21 protein-coding genes are annotated in these 23486 nt (G+C 71.9%); 17 read left to right on the top strand and 4 right to left on the bottom strand.

Annotated elements, in window-relative coordinates; translation table 11 throughout:
* Window positions 1-303: 303 nt before the first annotated feature.
* The 6 genes from ACFRAV_RS26450 (at window position 304) to prcA (ending at window position 6935) form a co-directional block, all read left to right on the top strand.
* Window positions 304-900 carry a hypothetical protein gene (locus ACFRAV_RS26450; protein WP_382558810.1) on the top strand — a complete coding sequence of 199 codons (597 nt, stop codon included), beginning with the start codon at window positions 304-306 and terminating at the stop codon, window positions 898-900.
* A gap of 204 nt (window positions 901-1104) precedes the next feature.
* Window positions 1105-2871 carry a proteasome ATPase gene (gene arc, locus ACFRAV_RS26455; protein WP_382558812.1) on the top strand — a complete coding sequence of 589 codons (1767 nt, stop codon included), beginning with the start codon at window positions 1105-1107 and terminating at the stop codon, window positions 2869-2871.
* A gap of 264 nt (window positions 2872-3135) precedes the next feature.
* On the top strand, window positions 3136-4650 hold the full coding sequence (gene dop / locus ACFRAV_RS26460; protein ID WP_382558814.1) for a depupylase/deamidase Dop: 1515 nt from the start codon (window positions 3136-3138) through the stop codon (window positions 4648-4650).
* A 148-nt stretch (window positions 4651-4798) separates the two neighbouring features.
* Window positions 4799-5017, top strand: coding sequence for a ubiquitin-like protein Pup (locus ACFRAV_RS26465; RefSeq protein WP_382558816.1), 219 nt, complete (start codon window positions 4799-4801; stop codon window positions 5015-5017).
* Window positions 5018-5228: 211 nt separating this feature from the next.
* Complete coding sequence (gene prcB, locus ACFRAV_RS26470; RefSeq protein WP_382558818.1) at window positions 5229-6077, top strand: proteasome subunit beta; 849 nt, start codon at window positions 5229-5231, stop codon at window positions 6075-6077.
* A gap of 90 nt (window positions 6078-6167) precedes the next feature.
* Entirely contained in the window at window positions 6168-6935 is a 768-nt protein-coding gene (prcA, locus tag ACFRAV_RS26475) for a proteasome subunit alpha (RefSeq protein ID WP_382558820.1), read from the top strand.
* A 78-nt stretch (window positions 6936-7013) separates the two neighbouring features.
* On the opposite strand, the gene ACFRAV_RS26480 is transcribed toward prcA, so the two are convergent.
* Window positions 7014-8033 (bottom strand): LacI family DNA-binding transcriptional regulator, encoded by a 1020-nt coding sequence (locus ACFRAV_RS26480; protein ID WP_382558822.1) that lies wholly within the window; start codon window positions 8031-8033, stop codon window positions 7014-7016.
* Between the two features lie 85 nt (window positions 8034-8118).
* Here ACFRAV_RS26480 and ACFRAV_RS26485 point away from each other — a divergent pair, with 85 nt between their 5' ends.
* From ACFRAV_RS26485 to ACFRAV_RS26535, 11 genes are all read left to right on the top strand, one after another.
* Complete coding sequence (locus tag ACFRAV_RS26485; protein WP_382558824.1) at window positions 8119-9384, top strand: MFS transporter; 1266 nt, start codon at window positions 8119-8121, stop codon at window positions 9382-9384.
* A gap of 9 nt (window positions 9385-9393) precedes the next feature.
* The gene (gene pafA, locus ACFRAV_RS26490; RefSeq protein ID WP_351112536.1) at window positions 9394-10755 is read left to right on the top strand and encodes a Pup--protein ligase; all 1362 of its coding nucleotides are present in this window, start codon (window positions 9394-9396) and stop codon (window positions 10753-10755) included.
* A gap of 161 nt (window positions 10756-10916) precedes the next feature.
* On the top strand, window positions 10917-11915 hold the full coding sequence (locus ACFRAV_RS26495; RefSeq protein WP_382558827.1) for an FKBP-type peptidyl-prolyl cis-trans isomerase: 999 nt from the start codon (window positions 10917-10919) through the stop codon (window positions 11913-11915).
* A gap of 60 nt (window positions 11916-11975) precedes the next feature.
* The gene (locus tag ACFRAV_RS26500; protein ID WP_382558829.1) at window positions 11976-12347 is read left to right on the top strand and encodes an FKBP-type peptidyl-prolyl cis-trans isomerase; all 372 of its coding nucleotides are present in this window, start codon (window positions 11976-11978) and stop codon (window positions 12345-12347) included.
* Between the two features lie 196 nt (window positions 12348-12543).
* A complete protein-coding gene (locus ACFRAV_RS26505) occupies window positions 12544-13497 on the top strand; it encodes a helix-turn-helix transcriptional regulator (RefSeq protein ID WP_382558831.1) in 954 nt (317 codons plus the stop codon).
* Window positions 13498-13571: 74 nt separating this feature from the next.
* Window positions 13572-14693, top strand: coding sequence for a helix-turn-helix transcriptional regulator (locus ACFRAV_RS26510; protein ID WP_382558833.1), 1122 nt, complete (start codon window positions 13572-13574; stop codon window positions 14691-14693).
* Window positions 14694-14714: 21 nt separating this feature from the next.
* The gene (locus tag ACFRAV_RS26515) at window positions 14715-14909 is read left to right on the top strand and encodes a hypothetical protein (protein WP_382558866.1); all 195 of its coding nucleotides are present in this window, start codon (window positions 14715-14717) and stop codon (window positions 14907-14909) included.
* Between the two features lie 283 nt (window positions 14910-15192).
* Entirely contained in the window at window positions 15193-15474 is a 282-nt protein-coding gene (tatA, locus tag ACFRAV_RS26520) for a Sec-independent protein translocase subunit TatA (protein WP_351112524.1), read from the top strand.
* A 53-nt stretch (window positions 15475-15527) separates the two neighbouring features.
* The gene (tatC, locus tag ACFRAV_RS26525; protein WP_382558835.1) at window positions 15528-16493 is read left to right on the top strand and encodes a twin-arginine translocase subunit TatC; all 966 of its coding nucleotides are present in this window, start codon (window positions 15528-15530) and stop codon (window positions 16491-16493) included.
* Window positions 16494-16534: 41 nt separating this feature from the next.
* A complete protein-coding gene (locus ACFRAV_RS26530) occupies window positions 16535-17428 on the top strand; it encodes a diacylglycerol kinase (RefSeq protein WP_382558837.1) in 894 nt (297 codons plus the stop codon).
* Window positions 17429-17502: 74 nt separating this feature from the next.
* Window positions 17503-20310 carry a DEAD/DEAH box helicase gene (locus ACFRAV_RS26535; RefSeq protein ID WP_382558839.1) on the top strand — a complete coding sequence of 936 codons (2808 nt, stop codon included), beginning with the start codon at window positions 17503-17505 and terminating at the stop codon, window positions 20308-20310.
* Here ACFRAV_RS26535 and ACFRAV_RS26540 read toward each other — a convergent pair.
* The 3 genes from ACFRAV_RS26540 to ACFRAV_RS26550 form a co-directional block, all read right to left on the bottom strand.
* A complete protein-coding gene (locus ACFRAV_RS26540; protein ID WP_382558841.1) occupies window positions 20292-21257 on the bottom strand; it encodes a pseudouridine synthase in 966 nt (321 codons plus the stop codon). The two genes, ACFRAV_RS26535 and ACFRAV_RS26540, sit on opposite strands and share 19 nt — an antisense overlap.
* 104 nt (window positions 21258-21361) lie before the next feature.
* The gene (locus ACFRAV_RS26545; RefSeq protein WP_382558843.1) at window positions 21362-22294 is read right to left on the bottom strand and encodes a siderophore-interacting protein; all 933 of its coding nucleotides are present in this window, start codon (window positions 22292-22294) and stop codon (window positions 21362-21364) included.
* A gap of 141 nt (window positions 22295-22435) precedes the next feature.
* A complete protein-coding gene (locus ACFRAV_RS26550; protein ID WP_382558845.1) occupies window positions 22436-23356 on the bottom strand; it encodes a 5'-3' exonuclease H3TH domain-containing protein in 921 nt (306 codons plus the stop codon).
* Window positions 23357-23486 lie beyond the last annotated feature (130 nt).

Genomic DNA, 23486 nt, shown 5'->3' on the forward strand with positions numbered 1-23486 from the left:
GAGAGGTGTTCCATCCGGCTGCCAGCTCGGCGGCGGCGCAGGAGGGGTCAGGGTCGATGACCAGGCTGATGCGCCAGCTCCGGATGCGTTCGAGGGCTTCGAGACGGCCGGCCGGTCCCGGTGCGCCCTGCTGTTGGCGGCGCCCCCGTGCGGCGTCGACGCGCGTCGCCGCACGTCGACGCGGCGTGGCCGCCCCGTGGAAGACCTGCGCACACGGCGCCCTCGCGGTTCCGCGCGGCTGTGACGTGTGGCACCATGCAAGCCATCCCACCGGCACCGTCCCTCCACGGGAGACACCCACTCGTGCAGCATCCCGACGTCCCGGAACTGGCGCACGCGCACGCCTCCCCCCGCCCCATCCACTGGCTCGCCACGGCCACCGCCGTGGCCGGCGTCATGGCCCTGTCCTCCCTGGTGCAGCCCGGCCACGCCACCGCGGCGCAGCCCCGGGACGGCAAGGCGGTGGCCGCCGCGCCCGCCGCCCCGGCCCGCCCCGCGCCCGACGCGGACGCCGTGCCCTTCCCGCTCGAGTGCGGCGGGACCGTCGAACCCGTGGTGGCCCGGAAGGCCACCGGCGACCTCGACGGCGACGGCAGCCCGGAGACGGTCGCCGCGGTGCACTGCGACAGCGCGATGGGGACGCCGCCCGACGCCGTCTACGTCATCACCCGTGCGGCCGACACCGGCAAGCCGCGGCTGGTCGCCACGCTCGTGGAGCCCAAGGAGCGCCGCACCGTCACCGCCCTCACGGTGCGGGACGGACAGGTCGAGGCCACCGCGCTCGGGTACTCCTCGGCGGAGGTGCCCAGTTGCTGCCCGGACGTCGAGGAGGACGTCAACTGGCGCTGGGCCGACGGCGCGTTCCACCGCGGGTCGCCGGAGGCGACCGAACAGGTCTGAGCCCCGCCTGTCCGCCGCCCGGTCACAGCCGTTGATGTTCACTGCTTTCGATCCGTGTTCCTTGGGTATCTCCCTGGCAGTGAGGGAGAGCGCAAGGGTGAAGATCGGACACCTTACGACGGTGTTTGTGATCTAGGGTTTCAATCGACACCCGCCCAGGTAGGGTCTGGAAGCGTCCAGCTCCCCTTGGAGGAGGTGAGGACCGTGGCAGCCCACGACGACGACATGAACCGCGGCATCCGCCCGGGTCGAGGGTCCGAGGACCCGGCCGGGCAGATCGCCTACCTTGAGCAGGAGATCGCCGTCCTGCGACGCAAGCTCGCCGACTCTCCGCGACACACGAGGCTTCTCGAAGAGCGGATCGTCGAGCTGCAGACCAATCTGGCCGGCGTGTCCGCGCAGAACGAGCGGCTGGCCGGCACGCTCCGTGAGGCCCGCGACCAGATCGTGGCCCTCAAGGAGGAGGTCGACCGGCTCGCGCAGCCGCCGGCCGGGTTCGGAGTGTTCCTCGCGGCGAACGAGGACGGCACCGCCGACATCTTCACCGGCGGCCGCAAGCTCCGGGTGAACGTCAGTCCCAGCATCGACCTCGAAGAGCTCCGGCGCGGCCAGGAGGTGATGCTCAACGAGGCGCTCAACGTGGTCGAGGCCATGCAGTTCGAGCGCGTCGGCGAGATCGTCACCCTCAAGGAGGTCCTGGAGGACGGCGAGCGGGCCCTGGTGATCGGGCACACCGACGAGGAGAAGGTGGTCCGGCTCGCCGAACCGCTGCTCGACGTCACCATCCGGGCCGGCGACGCCCTGCTGCTCGAACCCCGCTCCGGGTACGTCTACGAGGTCGTGCCCAAGAGCGAGGTCGAGGAGCTGGTCCTCGAAGAGGTCCCCGACATCGGCTACGACCAGATCGGCGGCCTCGGCGGCCAGATCGAGGCGATCCGGGACGCGGTCGAGCTCCCCTACCTCTACCCCGACCTGTTCAAGGAGCACGAGCTGCGCCCGCCCAAGGGCGTCCTGCTCTACGGCCCGCCCGGATGCGGCAAGACGCTCATCGCCAAGGCGGTGGCGAACTCGCTGGCCAAGAAGGTCGCCGAGGTCACCGGCCAGGCGGCGGGCAAGAGCTTCTTCCTCAACATCAAGGGCCCCGAGCTGCTCAACAAGTACGTCGGGGAGACCGAGCGGCAGATCCGCCTGGTCTTCCAGCGGGCCCGGGAGAAGGCCAGCGAGGGCACGCCCGTCATCGTCTTCTTCGACGAGATGGAGTCCCTCTTCCGCACCCGTGGCTCCGGCGTCAGCTCGGACGTGGAGAACACCATCGTCCCGCAGCTCCTCGCCGAGATCGACGGCGTCGAGGGCCTGCAGAACGTGGTCGTGATCGGCGCCTCCAACCGCGAGGACATGATCGACCCGGCCATCCTGCGTCCCGGCCGGCTCGACGTGAAGATCAAGATCGAGCGTCCGGACGCCGAGGCGGCCAAGGACATCTTCGGCAAGTACCTCACCGAGCGCCTGCCGCTGCACGGGGACGACCTGACCGAGCACGGCAGCGACAAGTCCGCCACGGTCCAGGCCATGATCCAGTCCGCGGTGGAGCACATGTACGCGGAGTCCGAGGAGAACCGCTTCCTGGAGGTCACCTACGCCAACGGCGACAAGGAGGTCCTGTACTTCAAGGACTTCAACTCCGGCGCCATGATCGAGAACATCGTGGGCCGGGCCAAGAAGATGGCGATCAAGGACTTCCTGGACAAGAACCAGAAGGGTCTGCGGGTCTCCCACCTCCTCCAGGCGTGCGTGGACGAGTTCAAGGAGAACGAGGACCTGCCCAACACGACCAACCCGGACGACTGGGCCCGGATCTCCGGCAAGAAGGGCGAGCGGATCGTGTACATCCGCACCCTGATCACCGGGAAGCAGGGCGCGGACACCGGACGGTCCATCGACACGGTGGCCAACACCGGTCAGTACCTGTAGCGAGAAAGGGGCGGCCGCGGGTGCCCGTAGGGGCGTCCGCGGCCGCCTTTCACTCCCGCCGCGTCCCGCCGGGCACTCGCCCGGCCGGGCGCGGCGGGCGTGGCGAAGAGGCAAATGATCTCCCCGCCGGCGCGGTGGCGTTCTAGGCTTTCCGGTACCGCCGCTCCGCCGCAGCGGGCCGACCGGAACGCGACCTGCGCCGGAGCACGGGTGGTACTTCAGGGCCGCCCCCGACCGAGGGCGCCGCCGGGCAAGGAGGGCCGCATGACCGTACGGCGAGTGATGGGGATCGAGACGGAGTACGGGATCTCCGTTCCCGGCCACCCCAACGCCAATGCCATGCTCACCTCGTCCCAGATCGTCAACGCCTACGCGGCGGCGATGCACCGGGCCCGCCGGGCCCGCTGGGACTTCGAGGAGGAGAACCCGCTGCGGGACGCGCGAGGGTTCGACCTGGCGCGGGAGGTCGCCGACTCCAGCCAGCTCACCGACGAGGACATCGGCCTCGCCAACGTGATCCTGACCAACGGCGCCCGGCTCTACGTGGACCACGCCCACCCCGAGTACAGCTCCCCGGAGGTCACCAACCCGCTGGACGCCGTGCTGTGGGACAAGGCCGGCGAGCGGATCATGGCCGAGGCGGCCGAGCGGGCCGCCCAGCTGCCCGGCGCGCAGCCCATCCACCTCTACAAGAACAACACCGACAACAAGGGCGCCTCCTACGGCACGCACGAGAACTACCTGATGAAGCGGGAGACCGCCTTCTCGGACATCGTGCGCCACCTGACGCCCTTCTTCGTCTCCCGCCAGGTCTTCGCGGGCGCCGGCCGGGTCGGCATCGGCCAGGACGGCAACGAGCACGGCTTCCAGCTGAGCCAGCGGGCGGACTACTTCGAGGTCGAGGTGGGGCTGGAGACCACCCTGAAGCGGCCCATCATCAACACCCGCGACGAGCCGCACGCGGACGCGGAGAGGTACCGCCGCCTGCACGTGATCATCGGCGACGCCAACCTGTCCGAGATCTCCACCTACCTCAAGCTCGGCACCACCTCCCTGGTCCTCTCCATGATCGAGGACGGCTTCATCGCCGTCGACCTGGCCGTGGACCAGCCGGTGCGCACCCTGCACCAGGTCTCGCACGACCCCTCGCTCAAGCGGCTGGTCGAGCTGCGCAGCGGGCGCAGGCTGACCGCGGTGCAGCTCCAGATGGAGTACTACGAGCTGGCCCGCAAGTACGTCGAGGAGCGCTTCGGGGCCGACGCCGACGACCAGACCAGGGACGTGCTCACCCGCTGGGAGGACGTCCTGGGGCGGCTCGAGCGGGACCCGATGAGCCTGGCCGGCGAGCTGGACTGGGTGGCCAAGCGGGAGCTCATGGAGGGCTACCGCCGCCGGGACTCCCTGGACTGGGACGCCCCCCGGCTCCACCTGGTCGACCTGCAGTACGCCGACGTGCGGCCCGACAAGGGCCTCTACAACCGCCTGGCGGCCCGCGGGCGGATGAAACGGCTGCTCGACGAGCAGGACGTGCTCAGGGCCGTCACGCAGCCCCCGGAGGACACCAGGGCCTACTTCCGCGGCCGCTGCCTGGAGCAGTACGCGGACGACGTGGCAGCCGCCTCCTGGGACTCGGTGATCTTCGACCTGCCGGGCCGTGACTCGCTGCAACGGGTGCCCACCCTGGAGCCGCTGCGCGGCACGCGGGCGCACGTCAAGGAGCTCCTGGACCGCTGCCGGACGGCGGAGGACCTGGTCAAGGTGCTGAGCGGCAACAACTGAGTGATCTTCCACCCCCGTTTTCGGGGTGGGACGGGTCCCGAAGGGGAATCATCGGGATGGTTTCTCCGTGTGTGGGAACTGTGGGGTCGATGTCGGACCCTGCTTGTAGGGTCTGATCGAGAACGTCGAACCGAGCGGGGTGAGGGTTATGGCGACCAAGGACACCGGCGGCGGACAGCAGAAGGCCACGCGATCGACCGAGGAGGTCGACGAGCAGGCGCAGGAGGCGCAGGCGAGCGAGGACCTGAAGGAACGGCAGGAGGCGCTGAGCGACGACGTCGACTCCGTCCTCGACGAGATCGACGACGTGCTCGAGTCCAATGCCGAGGAATTCGTGCGTTCGTTCGTCCAGAAGGGCGGCCAGTAAGGCCGCAAGGCCTTCGAAGCGAAGGCACAGTGCCGAAGCACGGGGACTGCTCCTGGGTGGCCCCCGTGCTTCGCCGTTCGGAGGTGGATCATCGCCGCCGTACGGGTAGGGTCCGTGACACAACTGTGCTTCAGCTTGCCGACCGCGCAGGTGTGAGGCGACCGCGGCGCGGAAGCCGCGTTCTGAAGCCGTGTTCTTCGGAAGGAATTGCGTGGAAGCCAACACTCGTGACACCGGGCGACTGCCGGCCGCCTTCCTGACTCCGGGATCCTCCTCCTTCATGGACTTCCTGGCGGGACACCAGCCGGACATGCTGCCCGGGATGCGGCAGTTGCCGCCCACCCAGGGCGTGATCGAGGCGCCGCACGGCACCACCATCGTGGCCGTGACGTTCCCCGGCGGCGTCGTCCTGGCCGGTGACCGGCGCGCCACCATGGGCAACGTGATCGCGCAGCGCGACATCGAGAAGGTGTTCCCGGCCGACGAGTACTCCGCGGTGGGCATCGCCGGCACCGCCGGTCTCGCCGTGGAGATGGTGAAGCTGTTCCAGCTGGAGCTGGAGCACTTCGAGAAGGTCGAGGGCGCCCAGCTCTCGCTGGAGGGCAAGGCCAACCGGCTGTCGACGATGATCCGTTCCAACCTCGGCATGGCCATGCAGGGCCTGGCCGTGGTGCCGCTGTTCGCGGGGTACGACCTCGACCGCGGCAAGGGCCGGATCTTCTCCTACGACGTCACGGGCGGCCGCTCCGACGAGCAGGCGGGCTTCGCGGCCACCGGCTCCGGCTCGCTGTTCGCGCGCGGCTCGATGAAGAAGCTCTACCGCGAGGACCTGACGGAGGAACAGGCCACCACCCTGGTCGTCCAGGCCCTGTACGACGCGGCCGACGACGACTCGGCGACCGGCGGCCCCGACATGGCCCGCCGGATCTTCCCGATCGTCACCGTGATCACCGAGGACGGGTTCCGCCGGCTGACGGACCAGGAGTCCTCGCAGATCGCCCGCTCGGTCCTGGACCGCCGGCTCGAGGAGCCCGACGGCCCCCGTGCCGCGCTGCTCTGACGGCCCGTCGCGGCCCCACGGACCATCAGGACGAGCCCTGTGACCCCTACAGACTCTTCGACGGAATCGACGGAAAGGGACGGATAACCGGTGTCGACGCCGTTCTATGTCTCACCCCAGCAGGCGATGGCGGACCGGGCGGAATACGCCCGCAAGGGCATCGCGCGCGGCCGCAGTCTGGTCGTGCTGCAGTACGCCGACGGCATCGTCTTCGTCGGTGAGAACCCGTCCCGCGCGCTGCACAAGTTCAGCGAGATCTACGACCGGATCGGGTTCGCCGCGGCGGGCAAGTACAACGAGTACGAGAACCTCCGCATCGGCGGCGTGCGCTACGCGGACCTGCGCGGCTACACCTACGACCGGGGCGACGTGACCGCGCGCGGCCTGGCCAACGTGTACGCGCAGACGCTGGGCACCATCTTCTCCAGCGCGGGGGAGAAGCCCTACGAGGTCGAGCTGGTGGTGGCCGAGGTCGGGGAGACCCCCGAGGGCGACCAGATCTACCGGCTGCCGCACGACGGCTCGATCGTGGACGAGCACGGCTCGGTCGCGGTCGGCGGCAACGCCGAGCAGATCAGCTCCTACCTGGACCAGCGCCACCGGGAGGGCATGACCCTCGCCGAGGCGCTCAAGCTGGCCGTGCAGGCCCTCTCCCGCGACACCAGCGGCTCGGAGCGGGAGATCCCCGCCGAGCGCCTCGAGGTGGCCGTGCTGGACCGCACCCGGCCGCAGCGCAGGAAGTTCCGCCGGATCACCGGACCGCGCCTGGAGCGGCTGCTCACCGGCGCCGGCGAGGGCGGCACCGCGGCGGCGGACGCCGGGAAGAGCGAGGACCCGGAGGACGCCTCCGAGGAGTGACCCGGTCCGGGCGACCCCGGCCGGAGGATGTGACCGTGCCGCGTGGTGACGGCAGCGCGCCGTGACCGCGCGGCACGGTCATGTCCGGGGCGCGGGCGCCGTCGAGCCGCGGACGACCAGCTCCACCGGGATGTCGTGGGTCACCGGGGCGCGGCCCTCGATCACCGACAGCAGGGCCTCCATGCCGCGCTCGCCGGTCAGCTCCGCGTCCAGCCGTACGGTGGTGAGCTCCGGCTCCAGGGCCTTCGCGAGCACCTGGTCGTCCACCCCGGTGACCGAGAGGTCGCGCGGCACCCGCAGTCCCAGCCGGCGGGCCGCCTTGTAGGCGCCCACCGCGAGCATGTCGTCGTCGCAGACCACCGCGGTCGGCCGGGGCCCGGGGGCGGTCAGCGCGCTCTCCACGGCGGCGCGGCCGTGGTCGGCGGTGATCGAGGACGCCGCGGTCACCAGCGTGGCGCCCGGCACGGCGGCGAGCCGCTCCTCGAGCGCGTGGGCCCGCTGGGCGAAGGTCCAGGACGCCACGTCGGCCCGCAGGTGCAGGATGCGCCGGTGGCCCAGGCCCAGCAGGTGGTCGGCCACCTGGCGGACGCCGTCGGCGATGTCCAGGTTGACCGTCGCGGTGCCCGGGGCGGCGTCGGGCTCGCTGTCCAGCATCACCAGCGGCAGCCGGTCGCCGCGCAGCACGGTGAGCGCCGGGGCGGCCATGGAGGAGGCCAGCACGCCGTCCAGAGCCGCCGGGGCCGAGGCGAAGGGGTCGCGCGCCGTGCCCACGCCGGCCGGGGACGGGTACAGCACGATGGAGAACCCGTGCGCGGCGGCCACCCGGGCGGCGCCGGTGTGCACCCCCGCGAAGAAGTGCGTGGTCAGCGAGGGGACCACCAGCAGGACCGTCCGGGCGCTGCCGGTGCGCAGGTTGCGCGCCGCCAGGTTGGGCCGGTAGCCGAGGGTGCGGGCCGCCTCGCGGACCCGCTCCGCGGTGGGCGCGGAGATCCGGCCGTGCCACTTGTCGCCCAGGACGAGGGAGACGGAGGCCTGCGAGACGCCGGCGACTCGGGCCACGTCCCGGCTCGTCGGACGGGTCTTGCCTGGTGAGGGCATCGTCGGCACTTCTCCGGTCTGGACTACAGGACGTCGAACATGCTACGTATGACATTCAAGTTATACGTAAAACGGAGGGCGCTGCATGTTTTCGCGGTACCTGGAGATCCTCAAGGCCCGGCATGCCGCGCGTCTGCTGACAGGAACGCTGGTGGGCCGGCTGCCCAACGCCACCTCGGCCATCGCCATCGTCCTGTTCGTCCGGGCCGAGGGCGGCTCCTACAGCCTGGCCGGCGTGCTGGCCGCCGTGTACGGCCTCGCCAACGCGGTCGGCCAGCCGGTGCTCGGCCGCCTGGTCGACCTGCACGGCCAGCCGCGGGTGCAGCTGCCCGCCGCCGTGCTGGCCGCCGCGTCGATGGCCGTCTTCGCCGTCACCGGCCTCGACCCGCTGCCCGTCGCCTACCTGGCCACGGTCGGCGCGGGCCTGTTCACTCCGCCGCTCGAGGGCGGGCTGCGCGCGCTGTGGCCCTCCGTGCTGCGCCGCGACGACCAGATCCACACCGCCTACGCCATGGACGCGGTGGCCCAGGAGGTGATGTTCACCGTCGGCCCCCTGCTGGTCTCCCTCTTCGTGGCCGTGTGGTCGCCGATGGCCGCGCTGCTGGCGCTGAACGCGATCGGCGTGCTCGGCGCCCTGTCCGTGGTCCTCTCGCCGCCCTCCCGGGCCTGGCGGTCCGCGCCTCGTGAGGCGCACTGGCTGGGCGCCCTGCGCTCGGGCGGGCTGCTGGTCCTGCTGGGCGCGCTGTTCTTCGTCGGCATCGCCCTGGGCTCCATCACCGTCGCCGCGGCCGCCTACGCCGACCGCACCGGACCCGACGGCGACGCCGTGTACGCCGTCCTGCTCGCCGCCCTCGGCTTCGGCGCGCTGGTCGGCGGCGGGCTCTACGGCGCCCGCGAGTGGGCGGGCGCCCCCGAGCGCCGCCTGAAGGGCCTGGTGGCCGCCCTCGCCCTCGGCTACCTCCCGCTGATCGCCATGCCCGGCCCCACACCGATGACCCTGCTGGCCGCACTGGCCGGCGTGTTCCTGGCGCCCACCATCGCCTGCGCCTTCGTCCTGGTGGACCGGCACGCCCCGCGCGGCACGGTCACCGAGGCGTTCTCCTGGCTGGTCACCACCTTCACCGTCGGTTCCTCGGTCGGCACCGGCGTGGCCGGGCCGGTCCTGGAGAGTCTGGGCACCCGTGCCGGTTTCGCCGTCCCGGCCGTCGCCGGAACGGTGTCGCTGGTGGTCCTGCTCGCCTCCCGCGGCGTCCTCGCCAGGCCGCGAAATCTCGGGAGAGTCGCCGCCGGATCGGAAAATGATCCGAATCGGACCGTCGAACCCCGTTTCAGCTCGGGTGATCGGGCGTAATGTTCAGACATGGACCGCCGCATTTTCGGGCTGGAGAACGAGTACGGCGTCACGTGCACGTTCAGGGGACAGCGCCGTCTGTCGCCTGACGAGGTGGCGCGGTACCTCTTCCGGCGTGTCGTGTCATGGGGCCGCAGCAGCAACGTGTTTCTGCGAAACGGCGCCCGCCTCTATCTCGACGTGGGTTCGCATCCGGAATACGCAACACCCGAATGCGACAACGTGACGGAGCTCGTCACCCACGACAAGGCCGGCGAGCGCATTCTCGAAGGACTTCTCGTCGACGCGGAACGCCGCCTGCACGAGGAGGGAATCGCGGGCGACGTCTATCTCTTCAAGAACAACACCGATTCGGCCGGCAACTCGTACGGCTGCCACGAGAACTATCTGGTGGCCCGGCACGGCGAGTTCTCCCGGCTGGCGGACATCCTCATCCCGTTCCTGGTCACCCGGCAGCTGCTCTGCGGCGCGGGCAAGGTCCTCCAGACCCCGCGCGGCGCGGTGTACTGCGTCAGCCAGCGCGCCGAGCACATCTGGGAGGGCGTCTCCTCGGCGACCACCCGATCGAGGCCCATCATCAACACCCGGGACGAGCCGCACGCGGACGCCGAGCGCTACCGCCGGCTCCACGTGATCGTCGGCGACTCCAACATGTCGGAGACGACCATGCTGCTCAAGGTCGGGGCCACCGACCTGGTGCTGCGCATGATCGAGGCCGGCACGGTCATGCGCGACCTCACCCTGGAGAACCCGATCCGGGCCATCCGCGAGGTCAGTCACGACCTCACCGGCCGCCGCAAGGTGCGCCTGGCCAGCGGCCGGGAGGCCTCGGCCCTCGAGGTGCAGCGCGAGTACTACGAGAAGGCCTGCGAGTTCGTCGACCGGCGGGGCATCCGCACCGGCGTCGTCGAGCAGGTCCTGGAGCTGTGGGGCCGCACCCTGGACGCGATCGAGGAGGAGGACCTGGACCGGGTCGCCACCGAGATCGACTGGGTGATCAAGTACAAGCTGCTGGAGCGCTACCGCGCCAAGCACAACATGACCATGTCGAACCCGCGGGTCGCCCAGATAGACCTCGCCTACCACGACATCCACCGCCGCCGCGGCCTCTACTACCTGCTGGAGCGCAACGGCCAGGCCAAGCGGATCTGCAACGACGTCAAGATCTTCGAGGGCAAGTCGGTGCCGCCGCAGACCACGCGGGCCCGGCTGCGCGGGGACTTCATCAAGCGGGCCCAGGAACAGCGCCGCGACTTCACGGTGGACTGGGTCCACCTCAAGCTCAACGACCAGGCCCAGCGCACGGTCCTGTGCAAGGACCCGTTCCGCTCGGTCGACGACCGGGTGGAGAAGCTGATCGCCGGCATGTGAGCACCGGCCTTCGGCCGCACCGGCGAGCGAGGCCGCACCGCACGCGGGGGCCGCGGATCCGATCCGCGGCCCCCGCGTGCTCGTTCGGGGGCCGTGGGGCCCGAACGCCGTAGAGTGACGCGCGAAGCCAACTCGAAGATCGATCGATAGAGGCCCCCATCGTGCGCCGACGCTCACTCCTCCTGGCCGTTCCCGCGGGACTGGCCACCCTCTCCGCCTGTGGATCCGACTCGTCGGACAAGGAGGCGGACCCGTCCGGCAAGCCGTCCCCGCAGTCCCCCACCCCGGCGCCGTCGCCGAAGATCGTCGACGGTCCGCTCCCGAAGATCACCAGCGGCACGGCCTTCGGGGAGAAGCCGACGGTGGCCAAGGGCAACGGGGAACCGTCGAAGGACCTCGCCGTGCGCACGCTGATCGCCGGCAACGGCCGCACGGTCGCCGAGAAGGACTTCATCCAGGCGCAGTACCTCGGCCAGACCTGGGACGACGCCAAGGTCTTCGACAACTCCTACGACCGCAAGACGCCGATCCTCATCCAGCTCGCGCAGGGCGGCATCATCGACGGCTGGCGTTACGGGCTGGCCGGCAAGAAGACCGGCAGCCGCGTCATGATGGCCGTCCCGCCCACCTGGGGCTACGGGGAGCAGGGCAACGAGCAGGCCGGCATCAAGGGCGACGACACCCTGGTGTTCGTGGTGGACATCGAGAACACCTTCAACTCCCGCAGCTCCGCCGACGGCAAGAAGGTGGCCTCCTCCGACGCCGCGCTGCCGAAGGTGGGCACCAACACCGACGGCAAGGCCCCCTCGGTCGAGGTCCCCAAGAGCGACCCGCCGAAGAAGCTGGTCTCCGAGTACGTCCTCGAGGGCGACGGCCCCGAGGTGGCCCAGGACAGCACCGTCCTCGTCCAGTACAAGGGCGTGCTGTGGGCCGACGGCAAGGAGTTCGACTCCACCTACAGCCGCGGCGAGCTGACCTCGTTCTCGCTGCAGCAGGTCGTGCCCGGCTGGGCGCAGGGCCTGGCCGGCAAGAAGGTCGGCAGCCGCGTCCTGATCGTCATCCCGCCGGACCTCGGCTACGGCGACAACCCGCCGCAGGGCAGCCCCATCAAGAAGGACTCGACGCTCGTCTTCACCGTGGACCTGCTGGCGAAGATGTGACGCCCGGGATGGGAGACTGATCCGGTTGCATCTTTTCGTCCATCAGCAGGAGACAGATTCGTGAGCATCGAGAAGCCCGAGGTCGACTTCCCGGGCGGCGAGCCGCCGGCGGACCTCGAGATCAAGGACATCTGGGAGGGCGACGGCGAGGAGGCCAAGGCGGGCGACGTCGTCTCCGTCCACTACGTCGGCGTGTCCTTCTCCTCCGGCGAGGAGTTCGACTCGTCCTGGAACCGCGGCACCCCGCTGCGCTTCCAGCTCGGCATCGGGCAGGTCATCAGCGGCTGGGACAAGGGCGTGCAGGGCATGAAGGTCGGCGGGCGCCGCCAGCTGATCATCCCGCCGAACCTGGCGTACGGCGACCGCGGCGCGGGCCGCGCCATCGGCCCCGGCGAGACGCTGATCTTCGTCTGCGACCTGGTCTCGGTCTGATCCGCGACCGCCCTCGGGCGGTCGGTGCGTGATCGGAAACGATCACAGGGGGCTCCTCAGGGTCCGCGTCCGTCAGGGCGCGGACCCTGTGCCGATTCCGCGGGCCCTTCCGCGGGCCCGCGGAATTTCCCCACCGGCCCCCCGGAGCGGTACGGTCGTCCGTCTGAAGTGACGAGGGAGAGGGCGTAGGTCGTCGATGGCGATTGCCAAGGCAGAGCGGCTGATGAACCTGGCACTGTGCCTGCTGGGCACCCGGCGCCCGCTCAGCAAGCGTGAACTGCGCGCGTCCCTGGAGGCCTACATGGAGGCCACCACCGACGAGTCGTTCAACCGGATGTTCGAGCGGGACAAGGACGACCTGCGGGAGCTCGGACTGGTCATCGAGACCGTCGAGAACCTCGACGGCGAGGTCGGCTACCTCGCCCGCCACGACTCCAACCAGCTGCCGCCGATCACGCTGGACGCCGAGGAGGCCGCCGCGCTCGGCCTCGCCGCCAGCGTCTGGCAGCAGGCCCGGCTCGCCGGAGCGGCCAGCGGCGCCCTGCAGAAGCTGCGCGCCGCCGGACTGCCCGAGGACGTCGACCCGTACGCCGCCCACGGCGCCCTCGAACCGCGCATCCCCGTCCACGAGGCCGCCTTCGAGCCGCTGATGCTGGCCTGCCGCGACCGCCGTCCGGTCGTCTTCGACTACCGCAAAGCCACCGCCGCCGCCCCCGAGCCCCGCCAGGTCGAGCCCTGGGCGCTCGAGTGCTGGCGCGGCCACTGGTACCTGGCCGGCTGGGACCGCGACCGCGGCGCCGAGCGGGTGTTCCGCCTCTCCCGCATCACCGGCAAGGTCCGCACCCGCGCCGGAGCGTTCACCGCCGAGGTCCCCGACGTCGTCCGCGTCCGCGAGACGGTGGCCCGCTGGGCGGGGGAGAGCGCCGAGCGCTCCGCGCTGATCCGGCTCCGGGCCGGCTGCGGCTACCCGCTGCGCGCCCGCGCCACCGCCGTCCGCCCGCTCGACGGCGGCTGGGACGAGGTCGAGATCCCGTACGGCCACGGCCTCGACGCCCTGCTGGTCGAGTTCGGGCCCGACGTGGTGGCCCTGGAGCCGGCCGAACTGCGGGCCGACGTGATCGACCGGCTGCGCGCCGTGGCCAAGGGCTGAAGGGCGCGGGCGATGAGCGAGACGCAGACATCGACGACGTCGACGCGGGCCGCATCGACGAGGGGAAGGCGAGCATGACGACCAGCCGGGGGAACCGCCCCGCCAACGCCATCGACCAGACCCGCCGGATGCTCTCCCTGGTCACCTACCTGCGCGAGCGCCCCGGCGCCCGGGTCGCCGACGTGGCCCGCGCCTTCGGCGTCAGCGGTGACGAGCTGATCGCCGACCTCGAACTGCTGCCCATGTGCGGCACCAGCTTCCGCGGCGGCGACCTGCTCGACATCGACACCGACGGCGAGCGCATCTGGTGGCACAACCCGGCCGCGCTCGGCGCCGAGGCCGCGCAGCCGCTGCGGCTCGCCTCCGACGAGGCCACCGCCCTGCTGGTCGCCGCGCGCGCCGTCGCCACCCTGCCCGGTCTGCGGGAGGGCGACCGGCAGGCGCTGCTGCGCGCCACCGCCAAGGTGGAGGCCGCCGCCGGCGAGAGCGCCGAGGCCAGCTCCCGCCTGTCGGTGACCTTCGAGTCGGAGGGCGGCGTCTTCGCCGACGTCGACCGGGCCATCTCCGAGGGCCGCCGGCTGTGGATCCGCTACTGGTCGCCCGCCCGCGACGAGGTCAGCGAGCGGGAGATCGACCCGATCCGCCTGGTCAGCGTCGGCCACACCTACGTCGAGGCGTGGTGCCGCCGCTCCGAGGCGCGTCGCACCTTCCGGCTGGACCGGGTCGCCGAGATCCGCATCCTCGACGAGCCCTCCGAGCCGCCGCGGATCGAGCCGCGCGACCTGTCCGCCGGGCTGGTCCAGCCCTCCGCCGACGACCCGGAGGTCGTGGTCGAGGTCGGCCCGGCCGGCCGCTGGGTCGCCGAGTACTACCCGCACGAGGCCGCCGAGGAACTGCCCGACGGCGGGCTGCGGGTCACCATCCGCACCCCCGCGCCCGAGTCGTTGCGCCGCCTGGCGCTGCGGCTGGGCCCGGACGGGCGGATCGTCGCCCCGGTGGAGCTCGCGGAGAGCGCGCGTCGCGCGGCCGGCGAGGCGCTGGCCGCCTACGGCGAGGGCGGCGGCGAGGGTCTGTTCGACGCCGCCCAGGCGCTGGGCGCTGCCGGTTCCGCCGTGCCCGGCGGTCCCGCCGCACCGGCCGACCCCGCCGCACCGGCCGACCCCGCCGGTGCGGGCGCCGCGCCGGCGGGCGCGTAGGCTCCTGCCATGTCCGGTGCGATGTTCTGGGCGATGCTCGCCGTCGCCCTCGGTTTCCTCGGCACGGCCGTGCTCGGCGTGCTGGCCGTACGGGTGTTCGTCGAGGCGCGACGGCTGGGGACGCAGGTCGAGGCCTCGGCCCGCCGGATCGCCCTGGCCTCGGCGGACCTCGAACAGGCCGCGGAACGCACCGCCCGGGCGGCCGGAAGTCTGTGAGCCGTCGCGGCGCTCACCTGTGGGAACCCCCCGTCCCGGTGAGCGCCGAAGGTCCCAAAACCCGGTGCGGCCGACCTGACCGACCCTGTTCGAGCGGGGGCGGCGCCAGGTACGCTGCATCTTCGCGGGCCGGGGAACGAGGCATCGGCTCGTGTGACCGGGAGTACGTCCGCGGGACGCCTGTCGTTCACGCCCGGACGTTACGATCGCTTACGGAGGCAGGACGCGCGTCCGCCCCGAAAGCCACACACCCCCACTGGCCTCGGTGAGAAGGTAAAGACTTATGGGACGGCTCGGACCTACCGAGATCATTCTGATCCTCGTCGTCATCCTGCTGCTGTTCGGCGCCAAGAAGCTGCCGGACATGGCTCGGTCCCTCGGCAAGTCCGCCCGCATCCTCAAGAGCGAGGCCAAGGCGATGAAGGAAGAGGGCAAGAAGGACGAGGCGGCCCCCGCCGGTCCGCCCGCCTCCGAGGAGCCGGCGCCGCGTGTCATCCAGGCCGCCCCCGGTGACGTGACCAGCTCGCGTCCGGTGGCCGAGCCGACCGACACGACCAAGCGCTGACGTCCGGACCGGAGCCCAAGGCTCCGGTCCGCCGCACGAGATGAGGACGTGGGTTGCTCAAGTCTGCCCGCAAACAGGAGAGGGACCCCGAGGGGCGGATGCCCCTCGCGGAACACCTCCGTGAGCTGCGCAACCGGCTCGTCAAGTCCCTGCTGGCCATCGTCGTCGCCACGGTCGTCGCCGCCTTCTTCTACAAGGACATCATCCAGTTCTTCACGGATCCTGTCCTCGAGGCGGTCGGCTGCGACTACAGCTTCGCGGAGCTCGCGGAGAACACCAACGAGACGACGTGCGCGCGGATCGTGCAGAACGGCCTGCTGAGCCCGTTCACGCTCGCCCTCACGGTCGCCCTGACGTCCGGTGTGGTGCTCGCCTCGCCGGTGTGGCTGTACCAGCTCTGGGGCTTCCTCGCCCCGGGCCTGCACCGCCACGAGAAGCGGTACGCGTACGCCTTCGTGGCGGCCGGGTTCCCGCTCTTCACCATGGGCGGCTACTTCGCCTACTGGTCGCTGCCCAAGATGGCGTCGGTCATGCTGGAGTTCTCGATCATCGGCAGCGACAACCAGCTGCCGCTGGACGACCTCCTCCAGCTGATCATGCGCATGGTCATCGTGTTCGGCCTCTCCTTCGAGCTGCCGCTCCTGCTGGTGATGCTCAACTTCGGCGGGGTGCTCTCCGGCAAGAAGATCGCCGGCTGGTGGCGGGGCATGATCCTCGGCATCACGCTCTTCGCGGCGATCGCCACGCCCAGCACCGACCCGATCTCCATGCTGGCGCTCGCGGGCCCCATCTGGGTCCTGTACTTCGCCGCCTCCGGGATCTCGCTGCTCAACGACCGGCGCCGCACGCGCCGCGACGAGCTGGGACCGGCGGACGACGAGGCCTCCGAGCTGGACCTGACGCCCGAGCCGGTCGAGGCGGTGGAACCGGTCGCCGCGGCGCCGATGCTCCCCGAGCAGGCCGACGGCGGGCGCACGGACCGGCCCGACCGGATCAACGGTTACGACGACGTGACCTGACCGGGCTCCCCTCCGGCACGCGGACCTCGTAAGGTGCCGCCGTGACCAGCGAGATAGTGCTCTTCGTCAACCCCACCGCGGGACGCGGCCGGGGCGCCCACGCGGCGCAGCCGGCCGCGTCGGCGTTCCGGGACGCGGGATTCTCCGTGCGCACCGTCGTCGGGCTCGACGCCGACGACGCGCTGACCCGGGCCCGCGAGGCCGTGGCCGGCGGCACGGGCGCCCTGGTGGCCGTCGGCGGCGACGGGCTGGTCCACCTCGCCCTGCAGGCCGTGGCCGGCACCGACACCCCCCTCGGCGTGGTGGCGGTCGGCACCGGCAACGACTTCGCGGGCGCCCTCGGCCTCCCGCTGCGCGACCCGGCGGCAGCGGCGCGGCGGATCGCCGGCGCGCTGAAGGAGTCCCGGCTCACCGCGATCGACCTGGGCCGGGTGAACGGGCGCTGGTTCGGCACCGTGATCGCCACCGGGTTCGACTCGCGGGTCAACGACCGCGGCAACCGGATGAAGCTGCCGGTCGGCCGCTTCCGCTACGACCTGGCGATCGTCGCCGAGCTCGCCGCCTTCAAGCCGCTGCCGTACCGGCTCACCCTCGACGGGGGCGCGACGCGCGACGTCGAGGCGACCCTGGTCGCCGTCGGCAACGGCTCCTCCTACGGCGGCGGCATGCGCATCTGCCCCGGCGCCGACCTGCGCGACGGGCTCTTCGACGTCACCGTCGTCGGCGGCTGCAGCCGCACCACGCTGCTCAAGGTCTTCCCCCGCGTCTACAAGGGGACGCACGTCGACCACCCCGTCGTCACCACCTACCGCGCCTCGCGGGTCGAGCTGACGGCGCCGGGGCTGACCGCCTACGTCGACGGGGAGCGGCTCGGCCCGCTGCCGATCAGCGCCGAGTGCGTCCCCGGCGCGGTGCGGGTGGCGGGAGCCGCCTGAGGCCGCCGGGTCGCCGAAGGGCCCCGCAAAAGATCGTTCGGTTGTCGGCGCCGACGGGTACGCTCGAACGTACGATGACAGAGGATCTCTCTCCCGCCGAGCGGTACGCGGCAGCACGCAGGCGCGCCGCGGAGCAAGCCACGGCACTCGGCGCGTTCCGCGAGATGTACGACTTCGGCCTCGATCCGTTCCAGATAGAGGCCTGCACGGCGCTGGAGGCCGGCAAGGGCGTGCTGGTCGCGGCCCCCACCGGCTCCGGCAAGACGATCGTCGGCGAGTTCGCCGTCCACCTCGCCCTGGAACAGGGCAAGAAGTGTTTCTACACCACGCCCATCAAGGCGCTCTCCAACCAGAAGTACTCCGACCTGTGCCGCCGCTACGGCGCCGACAAGGTCGGCCTGCTCACCGGTGACAACAGCGTGAACTCCGACGCCCCGGTGGTCGTGATGACCACCGAGGTGCTGCGGAACATGCTGTACGCCGGGTCGCAGACCCTGCTCGGCCTCGGCTACGTGGTGATGGACGAGGTGCACTACCTCTCCGACCGCTTCCGCGGCGCGGTCTGGGAGGAAGTGATCATCCACCTCCCGGAGTCCGTCACCCTGGTCTCCCTCTCCGCGACCGTCTCCAACGCCGAGGAGTTCGGCGACTGGCTGGACACCGTGCGCGGCGACACCCAGGTGATCGTCTCCGAGCACCGCCCCGTGCCGCTGTTCCAGCACGTGCTGGCCGGCCGCCGGATGTACGACCTCTTCGAGGAGGCCGAGGGCAGCCGCAAGGCCGTCAACCCGGACCTGACCCGGATGGCCCGGCTGGAGGCCGCCCGCCCGTCCTACCAGGAGCGCCGCCGCGGCAAGATGATGCGCGAGGCCGACCGGGAGCGCGAGCGGCGTTCGCGCTCCCGCGTCTGGACGCCCAGCCGGGCGGAGGTCATCGAGCGCCTGGACGCCGAGGGCCTGCTCCCCGCGATCACCTTCATCTTCAGCCGGGCCGGCTGCGAGGCGGCCGTCCAGCAGTGCCTCTACGCCGGGCTCCGGCTCAACGACGACGAGGCCCGCCAGAAGGTCCGCGACCTGGTCGAGGAGCGCACCGCCTCCATCCCGGCGGAGGACCTGCACGTCCTCGGCTACTACGAGTGGCTGGAAGGCCTCGAGCGCGGCATCGCCGCCCACCACGCCGGCATGCTGCCGAGCTTCAAGGAGGTCGTCGAGGAGCTCTTCGTCCGCGGCCTGGTCAAGGCGGTCTTCGCCACCGAGACGCTGGCGCTGGGCATCAACATGCCCGCCCGTTCCGTGGTGCTGGAGAAGCTGGTCAAGTGGAACGGCGAGACCCACGCCGACATCACCCCCGGCGAGTACACCCAGCTCACCGGCCGGGCCGGCCGCCGTGGCATCGACGTCGAGGGCCACGCCGTGGTCCTGTGGCAGCGCGCGATGAACCCCGAGCACCTGGCCGGTCTCGCGGGCACCCGCACCTATCCGCTGCGCTCCAGCTTCAAGCCCTCGTACAACATGGCCGTCAACCTCGTCGAGCAGTTCGGGCGGCACCGCTCGCGCGAACTGCTGGAGACCTCCTTCGCCCAGTTCCAGGCCGACAAGTCGGTGGTCGGGATCTCCCGGCAGGTGCAGAAGAACGAGGAGGGTCTCTCCGGCTACAAGGAGGCCATGACCTGCCACCTGGGCGACTTCGACGAGTACGCCCGGCTGCGCCGCGAGCTGAAGGACCGGGAGAACGAGCTGGCCCGGCAGGGCGCCCACGTGCGCCGCGCCGAGGCGGCCGCCTCCCTGGAGAAGCTGAAGCCCGGCGACATCATCCACGTGCCCACCGGCAAGTACGCCGGGCTCGCCCTCGTCCTCGACCCGGGCCTGCCCGCCGGGCGGACCGACGGCCACCGCGGGATCGACCGGCACGACGGGCCGCGCCCGCTGGTGCTCACCGCCGAGCGCCAGGTCAAGCGGCTGGCGGAGATGGACTTCCCGGTGCCGGTGGAGGCACTGGACCGGATGCGCGTCCCCCGGTCGTTCAACGCCCGCTCCCCGCAGTCCCGCCGTGACCTGGCCTCCGCGCTGCGCACCAAGGCCGGCCACATCGCGCCCGAGCGGCACCGCAAGCGCCGTGCCGAGGCCGCCGACGACCGCGAGATCAAGCGGCTGCGCACCGCCCTGCGGGCGCACCCCTGCCACGGCTGCGGCGACCGCGAGGACCACGCCCGGTGGGCAGAGCGGTACCACCGGCTGATGCGCGACACCTCGCAGCTCGAGCGGCGGATCGAGGGCCGGACCAACACCATCGCCCGCACCTTCGACCGGATCGTCGCCCTGCTGACCGAGCTGGACTACCTGCGCGGCAACGAGGTCACCGAGCACGGCAGGAGGCTGGCGCGCCTGTACGGCGAGCTGGACCTGCTCTCCAGCGAGTGCCTGCGGGCCGGCGTCTGGGAGGGTCTGCAGCCGGCCGAGCTCGCGGCCTGCGTCTCGGCGCTGGTCTACGAGTCCCGCGCCGGTGACGACGCCATGGCGCCCAAGGTGCCCTCCGGCAAGGCCAAGGCCGCGCTGGACGAGACGGTCCGCATCTGGGGCCGGCTCGACGCGCTGGAGGAGGACTTCCGCATCCGGCAGACCGAGGGCGTGGGCCAGCGTCAGCCGGACCTCGGCTTCGCCTGGGCGGCCTACATGTGGGCCTCCGACAAGGGGCTGGACGAGGTGCTGCGCGAGGCGGAGATGCCGGCCGGCGACTTCGTGCGCTGGTGCAAGCAGGTCATCGACGTGCTCGGCCAGATCGCCGCGGCGGCCCCCTCCGAGGGGTCGACCGTGCCGAGGACGGCCCGCAAGGCCGTCGACGCGCTGCTGCGCGGCGTGGTCGCCTACTCCTCGGTGGGCTGACCGCCCCGCCCCTGGGGCGCGGGCTGCGAGGGCCATCCCTCCAGCTCGCGCCCGCTGCGGAACGCGTGCCGCAGCCCCGTCACCGGGTCGGTGAAGCGCAGCTCGCGGGCCAGCAGCTGCAGCGGCCGGGAGAAGTCGCCGCGGGCGGCCTCCGGAGCCACCACGGGGTACAGCGGGTCCCAGAGGATCGGCACCCCCAGCGCGCACAGGTGGACGCGCAGCTGGTGGGTCTGCCCCGTCTCCGGCAGCAGCCGGTACCGGCCCAGGCCCCCGCGCCGCTCCAGCAGCTCCACCCGGCTCACCGCGTTCGGCTCGCCCTCGACCTCACGGGCGGTCAGCGAACCGCGCTCCTTCACCAGACGGCTGCGCACCACCCGGGGCAGCTCCAGCGAGGGATCCCACGGAGCGATCGCCTCGTACTCCTTGGCGACCCGCCGGTCGCGGAACAGCGCCTGGTAGGCGCCCCGTTCCCCGGGCCGCACGGTGAACAGCACCAGGCCCGCGGTCAGCCGGTCCAGCCGGTGCGCCGCGGTCAGCGTGGGGATGCCCAGGTCGCGCCGCAGCCGGGCCAGCGCGGTCTCGGCGACATGGGCGCCGCGCGGCGTCGTCGCCAGGAAGTGCGGCTTGTCGGCGACCACCACGTGCTCGTCGCGGTACACCACCTCCACCGGGAACGGCACCGGTTCCTCGGGCGGCAGCTCCCGGTGGAACCAGACGTGCAGGCCGGCCCGGTAGGGGGTGGCCGGATCCACCGGACGCCCGTCCGCGCCGACGATCGCCCCCTCGGCGAACATCGCGTCGATCACCCCGGCCTCCGCCGCCAGCCGTAGCCGCAGGTGCTCGCCCACGGTGGAGCCGGGGCCGCCCGCGGGCAGCCGGACACGCACCGGATCGACCCCGTCGCGCTGCGGCAGCGGGGAGGGCGGGGCGGAGCTTCTGCGGGCCATGGGTGAGATGTCGTCCGGTGCGGGGCAGGCCGTCAGGCGGCGACCGCGCGCCGGCCCGGCACCGGTCGAGCGGTGGCCGGGCCGGCGCGCGGTGACCGGGGCCGTCAGGCGGCGGCGGGGGAGAGGACCCGGGCGGATACCCGCCCGGAGGCGGCGTCGGCGGGCCCGGCTGCCGCGGGGGCGGCGGGCGCGCCCGCGGGGGCGTCACCCTCCTGCTCGGCCTCGACCGCGGCGTTCCACTCGGGCTTGGCGGCCTGCCAGCGGTCCTCGGTGTGCCCGAGCCGCCAGTAGCCGGACACCGAGAGGTCCTCACGGGGGATCTGCCGCTCGACGCGCAGCATCCGCCGCAGGTCGCGCACGAAGGCCGCCTCGCCGTGCACGAAGGCGTGCGGGCGGCCCTCGGGCCACTCCAGGGACGCCACGGCCTCGACCAGCAGCGAGCCCACCGGGGCGTCGCCACGGTGCAGCCAGACGATCTCCGCGTCGGTGTCGATCTTCTGCTCGTCCTCCGGGCCGGAGACCTCGAGGAACGCGCGGACCTCCGCCCCCTCGGGCAGCGACTCCAGGGCCGCGGCGACGGCCGGCAGGGCGCTCTCGTCACCGACGAGCAGGTGCCAGTCCGCCGTGGGATCGGGGGCGTAGGCGCCACCGGGGCCCAGCATCAGCATCGTGTCGCCCGGACGGGCGGCCAGGGCCCAGGGACCGGCCAGGCCCTCGTCGCCGTGGACCACGAAGTCGACGGTCAGCTCGCGCAGTTCCGGGTCCCAGGCGCGGACCGTGTAGGTGCGGGTGACCGGCCACTGCTCCCGGGGGAACTCCTCGCGGACCTGGGCCATGCTGAACGGCTCGGGGTACTCGACGCCGTCGGCCGGGAACACCAGCTTCACGTAGTGGTCCGTACGCGTCCCCGCCTCGAAGGCGGACAGCCCCTCGCCGCCGAAGACCACCCGCTGCATGTGCGGGGTGAGCCGCTGAGTGCGGATCACCCGCCCGAGATGCGGCTTGGGCGGAGACTTGCGGACGGGGCGCGCTGCCATGACTGGCCTCCCTGCAGTTAGCTTAGGCTCCCCTAAGCTAACACTGAATCAGTGGTGACGGTCCGATGTGGCGAGAATGTCGCCGGCGTTCTCGGGACACGGTGCTCCCGCTCGACCACCGCCGCCCCGTTCGCGCCGCGCTCACGCCTCCAGGGTGAGCAGCAGCCGCTGGAGCGAGCCGCCCAGGTTCCATCGTGCCCCCAGGGCCTCGACCATCTCCGGATCCCGCGGACCCTTCGGCAGCGTCGGGTCGACCTCGGGCAGCGGCACGTCGGAGGCCACCCGCACCACCTTCGGCGCCACCGCCACGTACGGACGCGACTCGTCCAGGCGGCGGCGCTGCGCCGGGGTGAGGCCGGAGGACGGGTCGTCCACCGCGGCCATGATCCCCGCCAGGTCGCCGAACCGGTCCAGCAGCTTGGCGGCGGTCTTCTCGCCGACGCCGGGGACGCCGGGCAGGCCGTCGCTCGGGTCGCCGCGCAGCAGCGCCAGGTCGACGTAGTCGCGGCCGTCCACCCCGTACTTCTCGCGCAGGGCGGCCTCGTCCATGATCTGCGGGTTGCCGACGCCCTTCACCGGATAGAGCACCCGCACCCCGCGCGCGTCGTCGACGAGCTGGAACAGGTCGCGGTCGCCGGTGACGATGTCCACCGGCCCTCCCGCGCGCGCCGTGAAGGTGCCGATCACGTCGTCCGCCTCGTACCCCGCCACACCCACCCGGGCGATGCCGAGGGCGTCCAGCACGGCCTCGATCACCGGGACCTGCGGGGAGAGGGTGTCCGGAACCTCCTCGGCGTCCGGGCCGCCCTCGCGCTCCTCGGCCACCCGGTGCGCCTTGTAGGAGGGGATCAGCTCCACCCGCCAGGCCGGCCGCCAGTCCGCGTCCATGCAGGCCACCAGCGCGTCGGGCCGGTGGTCCTTGACCAGCCGGTCGATGAAGTCCAGCAGTCCGCGCACGGCGTTCACCGGCATGCCGTCCGGCGCCTTCACCGATTCGGGCACGCCGAAGTACGCGCGGAAGTAGAGGGAGGCGGTGTCGAGAAGCATCAGTCGTCCGGTCACGCTTCGCCATCTTGCCGTACCGATGGTTGGGGCGTGTCTCGGACGGGACACGAATGTGAGCGTGCCGTGAAGGGGCCCTGAACAGGCGTTTGTCTCCGGAGGGCCCGGGCAGACACGGCTCTTGTCCGGC

This window comes from Streptomyces sp. NPDC056600 (assembly GCF_042792855.1).
GTDB lineage: Bacteria > Actinomycetota > Actinomycetes > Streptomycetales > Streptomycetaceae > Streptomyces.

What these genes read in the sequence shown, in the direction of transcription:
- ACFRAV_RS26540 (WP_382558841.1), bottom strand. Translation starts at nt 21,257, where the DNA reads ATGGCCCGCAGAAGCTCCGCCCCGCCCTCCCCGCTGCCGCAGCGCGAC.
- dop (WP_382558814.1), top strand. Translation starts at nt 3,136, where the DNA reads ATGACCGTACGGCGAGTGATGGGGATCGAGACGGAGTACGGGATCTCC.
- ACFRAV_RS26505 (WP_382558831.1), top strand. Translation starts at nt 12,544, where the DNA reads ATGGCGATTGCCAAGGCAGAGCGGCTGATGAACCTGGCACTGTGCCTG.
- ACFRAV_RS26535 (WP_382558839.1), top strand. Translation starts at nt 17,503, where the DNA reads ATGACAGAGGATCTCTCTCCCGCCGAGCGGTACGCGGCAGCACGCAGG.
- pafA (WP_351112536.1), top strand. Translation starts at nt 9,394, where the DNA reads ATGGACCGCCGCATTTTCGGGCTGGAGAACGAGTACGGCGTCACGTGC.
- tatA (WP_351112524.1), top strand. Translation starts at nt 15,193, where the DNA reads ATGGGACGGCTCGGACCTACCGAGATCATTCTGATCCTCGTCGTCATC.
- ACFRAV_RS26515 (WP_382558866.1), top strand. Translation starts at nt 14,715, where the DNA reads ATGTTCTGGGCGATGCTCGCCGTCGCCCTCGGTTTCCTCGGCACGGCC.
- ACFRAV_RS26465 (WP_382558816.1), top strand. Translation starts at nt 4,799, where the DNA reads ATGGCGACCAAGGACACCGGCGGCGGACAGCAGAAGGCCACGCGATCG.
- ACFRAV_RS26480 (WP_382558822.1), bottom strand. Translation starts at nt 8,033, where the DNA reads ATGCCCTCACCAGGCAAGACCCGTCCGACGAGCCGGGACGTGGCCCGA.
- ACFRAV_RS26485 (WP_382558824.1), top strand. Translation starts at nt 8,119, where the DNA reads ATGTTTTCGCGGTACCTGGAGATCCTCAAGGCCCGGCATGCCGCGCGT.
- ACFRAV_RS26545 (WP_382558843.1), bottom strand. Translation starts at nt 22,294, where the DNA reads ATGGCAGCGCGCCCCGTCCGCAAGTCTCCGCCCAAGCCGCATCTCGGG.
- ACFRAV_RS26510 (WP_382558833.1), top strand. Translation starts at nt 13,572, where the DNA reads ATGACGACCAGCCGGGGGAACCGCCCCGCCAACGCCATCGACCAGACC.